The 13,584-nt window shown below is 34.5% G+C and carries 11 protein-coding genes; 9 read left to right on the top strand and 2 right to left on the bottom strand.

The window, feature by feature from the left end:
* Both C6H08_RS10310 and C6H08_RS10305 read left to right on the top strand, forming a co-directional pair.
* Positions 1-1,164, top strand: a 1,164-nt coding sequence (locus C6H08_RS10310) for a tRNA nucleotidyltransferase/poly(A) polymerase family protein (protein ID WP_104686192.1), incomplete at its 5' end; no start/stop codon positions are given.
* A 134-nt stretch (positions 1,165-1,298) separates the two neighbouring features.
* Positions 1,299-1,844 carry a hypothetical protein gene (locus C6H08_RS10305; protein ID WP_034565706.1) on the top strand — a complete coding sequence of 182 codons (546 nt, stop codon included), beginning with the start codon at positions 1,299-1,301 and terminating at the stop codon, positions 1,842-1,844.
* Between the two features lies 1 nt (position 1,845).
* Here the strand turns inward: C6H08_RS10305 and C6H08_RS10300 are convergent, their stop codons facing one another.
* Complete coding sequence (locus tag C6H08_RS10300; protein WP_034565705.1) at positions 1,846-2,427, bottom strand: phosphorylase family protein; 582 nt, start codon at positions 2,425-2,427, stop codon at positions 1,846-1,848.
* A gap of 112 nt (positions 2,428-2,539) precedes the next feature.
* Positions 2,540-3,418 (bottom strand): DUF2156 domain-containing protein, encoded by an 879-nt coding sequence (locus C6H08_RS10295; protein WP_034566010.1) that lies wholly within the window; start codon positions 3,416-3,418, stop codon positions 2,540-2,542.
* Between the two features lie 146 nt (positions 3,419-3,564).
* Here C6H08_RS10295 and hisD point away from each other — a divergent pair, with 146 nt between their 5' ends.
* The 7 genes from hisD to dnaK all read left to right on the top strand — a co-directional run bounded on the left by hisD (position 3,565) and on the right by dnaK (position 13,064).
* Complete coding sequence (gene hisD / locus C6H08_RS10290) at positions 3,565-4,923, top strand: histidinol dehydrogenase (RefSeq protein ID WP_034579243.1); 1,359 nt, start codon at positions 3,565-3,567, stop codon at positions 4,921-4,923.
* 100 nt (positions 4,924-5,023) lie between these two features.
* Positions 5,024-6,976, top strand: a complete 1,953-nt coding sequence (asnB, locus tag C6H08_RS10285) for an asparagine synthase (glutamine-hydrolyzing) (protein ID WP_104686191.1) — start codon at positions 5,024-5,026, stop codon at positions 6,974-6,976.
* A 712-nt stretch (positions 6,977-7,688) separates the two neighbouring features.
* Entirely contained in the window at positions 7,689-8,912 is a 1,224-nt protein-coding gene (gltS, locus tag C6H08_RS10280; protein ID WP_194145895.1) for a sodium/glutamate symporter, read from the top strand.
* A 403-nt stretch (positions 8,913-9,315) separates the two neighbouring features.
* Positions 9,316-10,137 carry a heat-inducible transcription repressor gene (locus tag C6H08_RS10275; protein ID WP_034579241.1) on the top strand — a complete coding sequence of 274 codons (822 nt, stop codon included), beginning with the start codon at positions 9,316-9,318 and terminating at the stop codon, positions 10,135-10,137.
* 66 nt (positions 10,138-10,203) lie between these two features.
* Positions 10,204-10,758, top strand: a complete 555-nt coding sequence (grpE, locus tag C6H08_RS10270) for a nucleotide exchange factor GrpE (protein ID WP_034579239.1) — start codon at positions 10,204-10,206, stop codon at positions 10,756-10,758.
* Positions 10,759-10,778: 20 nt separating this feature from the next.
* Positions 10,779-11,099 (top strand): hypothetical protein, encoded by a 321-nt coding sequence (locus C6H08_RS11595; protein WP_194145894.1) that lies wholly within the window; start codon positions 10,779-10,781, stop codon positions 11,097-11,099.
* 60 nt (positions 11,100-11,159) lie between these two features.
* Positions 11,160-13,064, top strand: a complete 1,905-nt coding sequence (dnaK, locus tag C6H08_RS10260; RefSeq protein WP_034579237.1) for a molecular chaperone DnaK — start codon at positions 11,160-11,162, stop codon at positions 13,062-13,064.
* Positions 13,065-13,584 lie beyond the last annotated feature (520 nt).

Genomic DNA, 13,584 nt, shown 5'->3' with positions numbered 1-13,584 from the left:
AATCTAGATTCTAGTAATTGTCATATTAAGCAAAGCGAAATATCTAATAACCCAAATTCTAAAAAAGATTTTTCAAATGACAAGATTCTAGATTCTACAAAGTTTGCACGCTTACACCCTGCACCCGCCCATTTAGTAGAGAATCTAGATTCCAAAAATTCTGCAAATTATTCAAGTATCAATATGCAACTCTTTGACTATCACAATGGTATCAAACACCTACAAGAGAGAAAAATCGCATGTGTAGGCAACGCACAAGAAAGATTTTTAGAAGATTCTCTGCGTATTATGAGAGCCATTCGCTTTGCTTCTATCCTGCCTTTTGCATTTCAGCTTGATGACAGGACAAAAGAAGCGGTATTTCTACTTACTCAAAAACTATCGCTTATTGCAAATGAACGCATACAGATGGAATTTACAAAGCTTTTATGCGGACAATATGCACACAAAATCTTACTTACATATAAAAGTGTCTTTTTCTTTATCTTACCGCCTTTACAGATTCTAAACGCAATGCAGTTAAATCATAATTATGAAGCGTTAAAAATTGCACCAAAAAATATTATACTGCGACTTGCTTTATTATTCTGCCCCCTACCCTATGCAAAGGATATATACAAAAATAGGGAAAAATTGCAAAAATATTTGTGTGATTATCAAGCTATTTGCAAACAATTGTATTTTGATAACAAAACGATACAAAGAAGTCAAACGCTATTACAACTACTTTGTAATACAGATATTTTTACAGCACAAAATAGCAAAATAGCACTCAAGTATCTACTCTCACAGCATGATATAGAAATAATATCACAACTCATGCTATTATATGTAATCTTGCAAAAAACATATGAAATGCTAGGTGAATCTAGCCCTAAAGATTCTGTCTTATTAGAAATGCCACCATATAGCAAAGAAAAACTATGTGTTATAACAAAAGATTTAAACGAGATTATCATAAATAAGGAATGCTATAAACTAGCTCAACTACACATTAATGGTGTCTTATTGCAAGATATTGCGAAATCTATGGGGGTTTCACTACAAGGCAAACAAATTGGCACACTTTTACCAAAGCTATTGCATGCGGTTATAGAAGAAGAGATACCAAATACTTTTCATTCATTAGAGAGTAGAGCAAGGTTTTATATTGCAAGGTTGTAGAATCTCATATTTGTAAAATATTTATTCAACAAAAAAAACATCCTAAAACATCGAAATTTTGCTATAATTAAAATTAGATTTCATTCTTATTATTTGATTTATAAGATCAGATAATTTTATATAAAAGGATTCACTTGTTTAAGAAAAAGCAAATTTGGATGAAAGTGCATTTGTATCTTAGTCTATTTTTTCTTCCAGCAGCGCTCATTTATGCAATAACGGGTTCTCTTTATCTCTTTGATATTAAAGAAGAGGCAGGGGCTACTATCCATGAGATTCCAATAGAATCTTTGCCTAAAGGAAAAGAGCAAGACACAATGCTGCAGATTCTAAAGGACAATAATCTAAAGATTCCAAGCGATACGACTTTAAAAATGGTGCGTGGGAATCCTAGCATGGGGTCGATACAATATAGCGTTATGGTGATAAAAGAGAGAGATGGCACGATGAAGTTGCGTACGCTTCAGCGTGGATTCTACGGGATTTTGCTACTTATGCATAAGGGCAAAGGTGGATTTTATTTTGATATTATAGCGATTGGCTTTTCTGTATCTTTGTTTTTATTTTATTTTAGCGGACTTATTATCACTGCATTTTGTAAGCATAAAAGGGGTGCTGCTTTACTTGCCTTTTTCTGTGGGCTTTGTGTTACGGGGCTTATGGTATTTTTAAGTATATAGCTTATGCGTTAAGGGTTGTTATAAAATCATGCAGTTTTGTTTTTACAAGCATATGATTTTCTATAAACTCATTATGTGCATTTTTGCCGACAAAGTTACTTACGCAAAAGATACCAATACATGAAATCTGAAAATATTGTGCGACTTTTAAAACGCTGAAAAATTCCATATTCTCAAGTGTAATATTTGCATGACTCATCATCGCATTATATTTATTTGTGTTTGTGATATAGTTACTTGAATTTACAATAACTTGCGGTAATTTCTGAATCTTATCATGTAGATTCTGTATAAATGTTTCATGTGAAACATTATCTTTAAGTTCAAGTTTTACACTATTATCAAGCGGCGTATAAGAATGATTATTTAAAAAACTAAGCTCAATTTGCGTGGCACTATAACTATACGCCATATCACCTATACGCAAACTTTCATCATAGCACCCTGCACTACCTATGAATACAAGCTCTTTTGGCACATACTGCAAACAAAGCTTTGTAAGCCCTATCGCACTAGACACTAAACCTATACCAATACTTTTTGCAAAGACAAACTGCTCACTCTCACCCGCACAAATATACATTATACTGCCTTAAGATTCTAAAATATTGTTAAAATGCACCCTAAACCCTGCACACACCCATAAAGATTAAGATTCTAAAATGTTTGGTATTAATAAACTCACAATTTCAAATCTATACAATACTCACTTCGTATTTTTCTAAAATAAATTCTGGATTATACGATAGCTTTGCCTTACGCAAACCCTCTATTCCTAAATCTTCCTCACGATTCACATATAAAATATCACTGAAACAATGGAGTAAAAGCTGTTGATTAATCGCTTGATACGCCCCGCGATAGTTAATATCTGCCTTTTCTATATGGATAATACAAAGATTTTTTGAGATAACTTCACCAAAACTAAAGGCAATCACTTCGCCATTAAATCGCAAAAGTCCGCCTAAGAATCCTAAATCTGCATAGTTTTCAAATACGCTTATAATGCCTTTTGACTCATTTTGTAGCCCTATATCATTTCCTGCGTTATCCCATTTTCTCCATACATGTAAGAGTTCGCTAAGATTATTTTCACCAATAGTTTCAAAGCTAAAGCCTTTATACTCATCAAAGAATCTATTGAGATGATTTTTCTTTTTATGATATTTGCGTCCGGTAAGCTCGATTAAATCCTGTGTTTTATAGATATAATCACTTCTATCACGATTCAAAATAGGCGTTATACTATCACCAAATACTTCGTGTAATAAGTCTAGATTCTGTTTCTCTATTGAATGGAATATAAGATTCTGTCCTTTTTGTTTATAGTGATTATGAAGTGAGAGTAAAGCTTTCTTTTTATCCCCGCTACCAATAGGGAAAAAACAAAATGGTGCTTCATTAATATAAGTTGTTTCTATAATAAGACAATCATGCAGAATACAAAATGCTATCTTTCTAGCTAAACGCCAGATAAAAAGATTCCCAAAAGAAATATCAGAAATCATAAATTCTTCTTGTTGTAGATATGTGTTAATGAGTGTTCTATCTTGCAGTGTAATGTCTTTAAACATAAGGGCTTGTTGTTCCATGCGTATAATGCCTTTTTTGTAACAAAGTAAAAGTAAGATTCTATCAAAGTTTCGCTAAGATTATTACAAAAAAGCCAACTTTATAGTTTGTTTGCTATAATGAAAAAACTATCACTAAGGATTCTAAAATGATTAAGATATTAAATATACACGACAAGGATTTTGAAGCTCAATTTAACACTCTTTTAGCGCGTGCAAATACAGATATGGATAGCATTATCCCTGAAGTGTTAAAAACGCTGCAAGATATTAAGCAAAGGGGTGAAGATGCCCTGCTAGATATTGTGAGAAAATATGACTCTTGGAATCCACAGACTTTTAATGATCTAAAAATCGCAGAAGAAGATACCTTTAATGCGTATAGAAATCTAGATTCTAAAACCAAGGACGCATTACAAATAGCACACGATAGAATCTATACATTCCATGCGAAAAATGCCCCAAAAGGCTTTATCTATCATGATGAATACGCGAATATGCTAGGGCAAAATATTATGCCCATTCAGCGTGCTGGTATCTATATCCCCGGTGGTAAAGCCTTTTATCCAAGCTCACTTTTAATGAATGCAATCCCTGCAAAAGTCGCCGGTGTGAAAGAAATCATTATGGCAAGTCCAACACCCAATAATCACATTAATGAACTCGTGCTTGCAGCGATGTATCTTTGCGGTATTAAAGAGGGTTATAAGATTGGAGGGATTGGTGCTATTGGTATGTTTGCCTATGGTTTTGGCGAGACTAAATGGAGTAAAGATTCTCTTTTTTCACACACAAAGACTACGCAGAAAGGCTTTAAAAAAGTGGATATTATCACTGGACCGGGAAATATCTATGTCGCCACTGCAAAAAAGCTTGTATTTGGGGAAGTTAATATTGATATGATAGCAGGTCCTAGCGAGATTGGAATCATCGCAGATTCTCATGCAAATAGCGATTATTTAGCAATAGATATGCTTTCACAAGCAGAGCATGATTCTATGGCAAGTGCGATATTAATCACGGATAGCAAAATCCTAGCCAAAGAAGTCGCACAAAAGATTGATACAAAGCTAACTCATCTAATGCGTAAAGACATAGCACAACAAAGCATACAAGAAAGGGGGGCAATCATCATTGTAGAGAATCTCAAACAAGCCGCAATGCTAATGAATGCCATAGCCCCCGAACATTTAGAGATTGTAACGCAAGAGCCTTTCTCACTCTTAGGCGAGATTAAAGCGGCTGGTGCGGTATTCTTAGGACATTATACACCAGAGGCAATCGGCGATTATCTAGCAGGACCAAATCACACATTACCAACAGGTGGCAGTGCGAGATTTTTCTCACCGCTTGGGGTAGAGCATTTCTGTACGCGTAGTTCTCTTATTTCTTTTTCAAAACAAGGTATTAAAAATCTAGCTAATCCTTGTGCTATCTTAGCTGAAACTGAAGGACTTGAAGCCCACAAACTCTCTGTCATATCGCGTTTAGATTCTATAAAAGATTGAATATAGAATCTAAGTTGTTGAGTGGATAAAGGATTTTTAATACATATAACATATTATTTTAATGTATAATTAATTCTAAATTTATCCAAAAAGGCAGAATATGTGTGGTATTTTAGGGACAATTCCATCAAGCAATACAGAACTTTTCAATAGAGCATTAACGACAATACATCACAGGGGACCAGATAGTAATGGAGTATTTCATAATGAGAATATAAGTTTCGGTCATACGCGATTAAAAATTGTTGATTTAAGCAATAAGGCAGCCCAACCCATGCACTTTCCCTTAAATATTGACAATGGGGGGGGGGTAACCCAGCAAATAGATACAGCGAAACTGCATATAAAATATAGTCTAGTTTTTAATGGAGAGATTTATAACTTTTTAGAACTACGCGATGAACTCATAGCAAAAGGGTATGTATTTCACACAGATTCTGATAGCGAAGTATTACTTGCTAGTTATGATGCTTATGGGAGTGCTTGTTTAAATAAATTTAATGGCATGTGGGCGTTTGCTATATTTAACCATGAAACAAAAGATCTTTTTCTATCCCGTGATAGGTTTGGAAAAAAGCCTCTTTTTTATGCTTTCATTACTGATGAAAACAATAAAAAGAAATTTGTTTTTGCTTCTGAGATGAAGGCAATCTATCCATTTTTAAAAGATTTAGAGCCTTCCAGCCATTTTAATGATATGATATATAACAAAATATATAGCTATGAATGCACAGAGCATACATTGATAGATGGCATTAAGCGTTTTCCACATGCACATTTTACGATTATAAATACAGATTCTATACAAAATGGTGTAGATAGTCTTAAGCCGCAGAGATATTATCACATACTTGATAATATGCCATATAATCCGCAGACACCAAAACCTTATGAAGATATTGTTGCGGAATTTCGCCATTTATTTTTTGATTCAGTAGCATTAAGAATGCGTTCTGATGTAAGTCTAGGCACAGCCCTTAGCGGTGGGGTAGATTCGAGTGCTACAATATGTGCCATGTCATATATCAGCAAGAATAGCACACAACATTTAAGGCAATCGAGCGATTGGCAGCATGCTTGCATTGCTTGCTTTAAAGATACGCCATTTGATGAGAGTAAGTATGCTAAGGCAGTGTGCGATCATATTCATATACAAGGTGAATTTTTAGAGATTAACCCGGTGGCACATTGGGATAAAATAGAGCATTATTTTTATCTCTTTGAGGATTTATATACAACAAGCCCTGTGCCAATGATCGCAACATATCAAGCTATAAAACAAAAAGGTGTTACCGTAACACTTGATGGGCATGGTGCAGATGAGCTATTTAGCGGTTATGGACATGTATTGCAAGCTTTATGGGATGCAAGATTTAATATCAAGCAGATAAAAAATATCTTACATACTCTTAATGATTCTAGCGAAGCACCAAAACCAACACTAAAGCTTTATAAAGATGGGGCAAAATTTCTCTTATCAAGATTCAATAAAAAAATACGAAATAAATTATACACACCCCATGATTCTCATCCTAATTTTAACAAGCTTGATTATTTTTCAAAATGGCTTTATGAATTATTTACTCAAGATGTATTGCAAACACTTTTGAGAAATTATGATAGATATTCCATGATTAATGGCATAGAAGTGCGTATGCCATTCTTAGATCATAGGCTTGTGGAATTTGTCTTTAGCCTACCTTATACATATAAAATTAGAAATGGCTATACAAAGGCACTAATTCGCGATGCTTTGCATGATATTATGCCAGAATCTGTGATTTGGCGTAAAAGCAAGATGGGCTTTGTCTCCCCTATCGTGCAGTGGATGCAGCGAGATAGAAAAGAGAATGGATTAAAAGAATGGTTTTTAGATATAGCACACTCTAAAGATTTTTTAGAATGTAATCTAGTGAGAAACCCAAAAGATTTACAAACATTAATTATAAAAATATGCAATAAAGAAGAAAATAATTATAGAGTAGGCGAACAGGTGTGGTGTGAGTTAAATCCTTATCTATGGCAAAAATCGCTAATATTTGCTAAAATATAAAGTCATGCTTAGAACAAACTTTATATTTGTTCTGAATTCCATACAAATGACATAATGTTACTTTTTGTAAGTTTATATAAAAATATAAATGGTAGTTTAGTAATTATTTCAATGAGTTTATAAAGGACTGCTTTATAATCAAAGTAAGCTTTGACCGATATTTTGACATTTAGTTTCTTGTCATTTTGAGTGTTGAGCGAAAAATCTTTTTTTTTCAAAGTGTTTTATAGATTCTGTATTTTTAGATACTTTGACTAAAATCTCACTCAAATGCTAAAGGATATAATTTTTCTACTTTTATTGAGTAATTACAAGATTAAAAGTGTAGAATCCTATAGATTCTAAGTTTCTAAAACAAACATAGAATCTAAAAAGCCAAAATATCACAATCTTAATGTAAGGATTTCTTATGAGACATATGTTTTTATGCCTTTTTTTGTTTTTATGCGCTTTAGTGCCGCTTCATGCGACTGAAGCCACACAAGATAGCACAACACAATGTGCTACCGATGATATAAAGCTAGAAAAAGTAGCTGCATGGCGTGATGAATACAGAATCAATACGCAAAATGCTACTCTCTATACCGCACCAAATGAGCAGTGCAAGATTGATACAACACTACCTATAAACACAAAGCTGAAAGTGCTTGGCAAAGTGGATAACTACTACTCCATAAGCTATACACATGATAAAGAGACAAAGCAGGGCTATATCAGTGTGCAAGATGTTAGCCTAAGTAGCATTGACTTTAACTTCTACTTTACGCTTGTATGTATGGTAGCAGTTTTACTGCTTGGTAGATTCATTGTCGAGCGTGTGAAAGTATTGAGGGATTATAATATACCAGAGCCTGTTGTAGGTGGGGTTATAACTGCGATTATGATTCTATTAATCTATAAAACATTACAACTTGAGTTTAAATTTGATGCTTCATTATCAGAACCTTTAATGCTTGCTTTCTTTTCATCAATCGGGCTTAGTGCTGACTTCTCTGCATTGAAAAAGGGTGGTAAAATGCTTACTATATTCCTTGTTATCATTGTTGGTGCGCTTTTTTTGCAAAATATCGTTGGCGTTGGTATATCCTATGCTATGGGTGTAGATCCTTTACTTGGTATGCTTGGTGGCTCTATCACAATGAGTGGTGGGCATGGCACAGGTGCTGCATGGGCTAAGATTTTTGAAGCAGATCCATACAACTTCTCTGCTGCAACGGGTGTGGCTATGGCATGTGCGACTTTTGGGCTTGTTATGGGTGGGCTTATCGGTGGTCCTGTTGCAAGATTCCTTATTAAAAAGCATAATCTCAAATTGCCGGGCACAGAGCATAATAATGATGAAGCACATGGCTTTGAAACGCCGACAAAAGAGAGACTAATTACACCTATTAGCTTTATAGAGAGCCTTGCATTAATTGCAGCGTGTTTGTTAATCGGTAAGGTGCTAGAAGATGTGATGCCCGGGCTTAATCTCCCAACATTTGTATATTGCCTTTTCACAGGAGTAATATTGCGTAATGCGTTGCAGATACTAAATATTCATCAAGTATTTGATAGAGAAGTTTCTGTGTTAGGCAATGTCTCACTCTCTTTGTTCCTTGCATTTGCGATGATGACACTAAACCTTTGGCAGTTACTAGCCCTTGCATTACCATTGATTGTAATCCTTGTTTCACAAGCGGTGCTAATGATACTTTATGCCGTATTTGTTACATTTAGATTCTGTGGTAAGGATTATGATGCAGCAGTCCTTGCGGCTGGACATTGTGGTTTTGGATTAGGTGCTACACCGACTGCTATGGTAAATATGCAGGCGGTTACCTCACATTATGGACCAAGCCACATGGCATTTATTATCGTGCCACTATGCGGTGCATTTTTTATTGATATTATCAATGCGATTGTGATTAAAGGCTCACTTTCATTTTTGATTTAAGATTCTATTGCTTTATGAAACTAGGCTTTGCTCTCCAACCCTACCTAAGTAAGTTTGGAGGACTTTGCAGTATAAATAATTAAAATCCAAATTTCTATTTTTACATACAAGGTCTTGTGCCAGATTAAAATCATAGCCACAGCCCAGCTTTTACAAAACTCCGTAACACTTAAAATATTATCCATTTCAGAAACACAAAAACTTCATAAAAACCATATTTAGATCTACATAAGATTCTATTATTTAGCATACTTATATAAAATTTCTAAGTATTATGAATAAATAAAGTTTATATTAATTGACTAAAGTTTTTAAAAATTTAGCAATTTTTTATATCAAGTGCTAATTATATTTACTTTTTGTGCTATAATACCACTCAAATTTTTGCAAATAAAGGTTTTGCATGAGTATAAAGAGAGAGTTACTCATAGGGATTATAGAAGAGTATATTAAGAGCAAAGAACCAATTGGTTCAGAGTTTTTAAAATCAAAGCAAAATCTCTCTATCTCATCAGCCACTATTCGCAATTATTTTAAGGTCTTGGAAAAAGAAGGTGCATTATTCCAGCCACATATTAGTAGCGGTAGAATCCCGACAAATGCTACTTTATATGCGTATTGGAAAAATGTATTGCAATATGTGTGTCAAAGTGATGTAGTGATAACTGCAGCAAAGTTGCAAAGCCTAAGCTCACATTATGGGGTCTATTGCATTGTGATTCCAAAAAATGATAATCGCTTAGAATCTGTAATCAATACGCATGGCTATCTTATCTTACAATTTAGTCGTGGCGAGACATTGATACAATATTCTGAAGCATTAAGTCGTTTTTTAGAATCTTTTATGTTAGCAGATATACATGATATTTTAAAGGTTGCAAATGAGGTTGGTGCAGGTGAGTTAAAGCGGAAACTTATGGCGTTATTGCAGGTAGATTCTGAAGAGCATTGCTTTCAGTGTGGGAGTGAGTATATAAGCACTATCGCACAAAATAATGCTACACAATATCTTAATGCGATACAAGGCAGGACACTTTTATCATGTAGTAATGGAATCTACTTTGAGGGCATAGTATCAAATGGGCATTTAGCAATCATTCACAATGTGTTGTATATGAATGCAAAGACACAAAGCACATATCAAGCCAGAATGATGTGTATCGGTGATTTGCTATGTGATTATAAGAGTTTTTATGCAGAATTAGGATTTAGTAATTTTGCATAAAGATTCTTTAAGTTATTTTTCATAATGAAAGTAGCTTAGAATCTTTAAAAAGAGAAAGGAGCATACATGGATAAAAATGAAGAAGTATCTAATGACTTAGAATCTACTCAAGCAGATGATGAAGCAGACACTTTAGGATCTACACAAGATTCTGAAGAAATCGCAAAGTTTGAGCAAGATGAGAGTTTATTAGAACAAAAGATAAAAGATTTACAAGATCAATATTTACGCACACACGCAGATTTTGAGAATGTAAAAAAGCGACTTGAAAAGGAAAAGGCACAAGCCCTCGAGTACGCAAACCAAAATATCTTAAAGGACTTGTTGCCTATAATTGACACGCTTGAAAAAGCTTTGGAATCTGCAAACGCGTTGCCTAGCGGCGATAAGATTGCAGAGGGACTAAATCTTGTGCTTGGCAATTTTAGCAAAGTCTTGGGTAAGCATGGAGTAGAGGCTATCAATACAGAAGATGGCTTTGACCCAAACCTACATGAGGCTATCATGCAAGTAAAAGATGATGAAAAAGAAGATGGCGCAATAAAGCAAATATTGCAAAAAGGCTACAAGTATAAAGAACGCACATTGCGACCAGCGATGGTAAGCATTGTAAAGAATTAACTTTGTTGAAAGGATAGGATATGAGTAAAAACTTGATAGGAAAATGTCTGTTTGGTGCTTTTATCTCTCTTGGTGTTGTTTTAGCGAATAATGTTAAAACGCCGACATGTAAGGAAGCTGCTGTTTCTATGCAGGAAATGTCTCAATCAGGTGATTGTGTGTATAGCTATGCCAATGCGAAAACATTGTCTGTTGATAAAGCAAATAGCATTATTACATGTCAAGCAATAGCAAGCAGAGAATGCCCTGATATGCCAGAAGAAAATACAAAGGAAACCATAAAATTCACGGCAAAATATGGCGTAGTAACACAGCAAATTTATGAAGATGAAGGATATTAAGATTCTAAAATATAGAATCTAAGCTTAATAATTTTAATTTAATTGTTGAAAGGATAAATTATGAGTAAAGTTATAGGAATTGATTTAGGCACAACAAATTCGGCGATGGCAGTTTTTGAAGGAAATGAAGGCAAAATCATTGCAAATAAAGAAGGCAAAAATACAACCCCTTCAATCGTTGCATTTACAGATAAAGGTGAGATATTAGTCGGCGAACCAGCAAAAAGACAAGCTATCACAAACCCGCAAAAAACCATTTATTCTATTAAGAGAATTATGGGACTTATGTTTGATGAAGATAAGGCAAAAGAAGCAGAAAAAAGACTGCCTTATAAGATCATTGATAGAAATGGGGCTTGTGCGGTAGAAATCGCTGATAAAATCTATACACCACAAGAGATTTCAGCAAAGATTCTAATGAAAATCAAAGAAGATGCAGAAAGCTACTTGGGCGAGAGCGTTACAGAAGCAGTAATCACCGTGCCAGCATATTTCAATGACGCACAAAGAAAAGCAACAAAAGAAGCAGGGACAATCGCAGGGCTAAATGTATTAAGAATCATTAATGAGCCAACTTCTGCTGCCCTTGCCTATGGTTTGGATAAAAAAGATTCTGAAAAAATCATGGTGTATGATCTAGGTGGTGGGACATTTGATGTTACGGTGCTAGAAACAGGTGATAATGTCGTAGAAGTTTTAGCAACAGGTGGTGATGCGTTTTTAGGTGGTGATGATTTTGATAATAAAATCATTGATTGGGTAAGCGAAGAGTTTAAAAATGATGAAGGCATTGATTTAAAAAGCGATGTTATGGCATTACAAAGACTTAAAGATTCTGCAGAAAATGCGAAAAAAGAGCTAAGCAGTGCGACTGAAACAGAGATTAATCTCCCCTTTATTACTGCTGATGCAAGTGGTCCAAAACATTTAGTTAAAAAGCTTACAAGAGCGAAATTTGAGACACTTATCAGCAGTCTTATTGATGATACGATTAAAAAAATAGATTCTGTTATCAAAGATGCAGGACTTGATAAAAGCGAGATTAGCGAAGTTGTCATGGTGGGTGGCTCTACAAGAATCCCAAAAGTGCAAGAAGAGGTAAAAAGATTTATCGGTAAAGAGCTTAATAAATCTGTGAATCCAGATGAGGTTGTAGCAGTCGGTGCGGCTATTCAAGGCGGTGTATTAAAAGGTGATGTAAAAGATGTGCTTTTACTTGATGTAACGCCTTTAAGTCTTGGTATCGAAACTCTAGGTGGTGTAATGTCAAAAATCATTGAGAAAGGCACAACAATCCCTGCGAAAAAATCACAAACTTTCTCTACTGCTGAAGATAATCAACCAGCTGTTTCTATACAGATTTTTCAAGGTGAAAGAGAACTTGCAAGGGATAATAAAAAGCTTGGAAACTTTGATTTACAAGGCATTGCCCCAGCTCCAAGAGGTGTGCCACAAATTGAAGTAACACTTGATATTGACGCAAATGGTATTTTAACCGTTTCAGCTAAAGATAAAAACACAGGTAAATCGCAAGAGATTAAAATCACAGGCTCAAGCGGTCTATCTGATGAAGAAATCGAAAAAATGGTAAAAGATGCAGAATTGCATAAAGAAGAAGATTCTAAACGCAAAGAAGCGATAGAAGCAAGAAATCAAGGCGACAACCTAGTCTATCAAGTGGAAAAAAGCCTTGAAGAAATGCGTAAAGATGAGAATAAAGGCAAGGTTGATGAAAGCGTATTAGCTCAAGCTGAAAGTGTGAAAGACTCACTCAAAGAGATTCTAAAAAATGAAGCTGCAAGTAAAGCGGATATAGAATCTAAAATCAAAGAGTTAAACGAAGTCTTTGCAAAACTTGCAGCAGCACAAAGCACAAACGCTGGAGCAAACCCAAATGCCAACGCACAAGACACAAAGAAAAAAGACGATGATGTAATTGATGCTGAAGTTGTCGATGAGAAGTAAAACATAAATAGGGCATAAAATATAAGAATCATAAAGCTAGTTAGCACCCTTATCATATAAGGGTTATGCTACTAGCCAACCCTTAATACACCTTTTGATGAAATTCTTTTTTATAAGACTATTTAAAGTTACTTGCAAAATAAAAATTATACCTCTTCTTTTTAACCCTTTTATTTTAATCTTCTGATGTGTAAATCTGCGTTATCAAGATTATGTTAATTACGCATTGGTCTATATTGGATCAGATGTCTTAGGCAAGATTTCACCCTTTTTAAAGGTTCGCAATGTATGAAGTTCTTACATGCCTGCAAAAAATAATAACGGATTTAAAGTTCAAACCATGAAAATTTGCACCTTACTCCCTGTATCCCACTCAGATTAGTAGCGGTTTGTCATACTGAGCGTAACAAAAAAATCTACAATTTAAAATCTTAAAGTAAAGAGTGATTCTAAAAAAAATATCCATAATCTTGCAACCCATCTCAATAAAAACAATAAGCAATAAACCAAAAATGATATG

The organism is Helicobacter bilis (assembly GCF_900198365.1).
Lineage (GTDB): Bacteria > Campylobacterota > Campylobacteria > Campylobacterales > Helicobacteraceae > Helicobacter_A > Helicobacter_A bilis_B.
This window is presented reverse-complemented; position numbering and strand designations above follow the sequence as displayed.

Bases quoted from the DNA above. Each gene is read 5' to 3' on its own strand.
- C6H08_RS10300 (WP_034565705.1), bottom strand. From the start codon at position 2,427: ATGTATATTTGTGCGGGTGAGAGTGAGCAGTTTGTCTTTGCAAAAAGT.
- C6H08_RS10295 (WP_034566010.1), bottom strand. From the start codon at position 3,418: ATGTTTAAAGACATTACACTGCAAGATAGAACACTCATTAACACATAT.
- hisD (WP_034579243.1), top strand. From the start codon at position 3,565: ATGATTAAGATATTAAATATACACGACAAGGATTTTGAAGCTCAATTT.
- asnB (WP_104686191.1), top strand. From the start codon at position 5,024: ATGTGTGGTATTTTAGGGACAATTCCATCAAGCAATACAGAACTTTTC.
- C6H08_RS10275 (WP_034579241.1), top strand. From the start codon at position 9,316: ATGAGTATAAAGAGAGAGTTACTCATAGGGATTATAGAAGAGTATATT.
- grpE (WP_034579239.1), top strand. From the start codon at position 10,204: ATGGATAAAAATGAAGAAGTATCTAATGACTTAGAATCTACTCAAGCA.
- C6H08_RS11595 (WP_194145894.1), top strand. From the start codon at position 10,779: ATGAGTAAAAACTTGATAGGAAAATGTCTGTTTGGTGCTTTTATCTCT.
- dnaK (WP_034579237.1), top strand. From the start codon at position 11,160: ATGAGTAAAGTTATAGGAATTGATTTAGGCACAACAAATTCGGCGATG.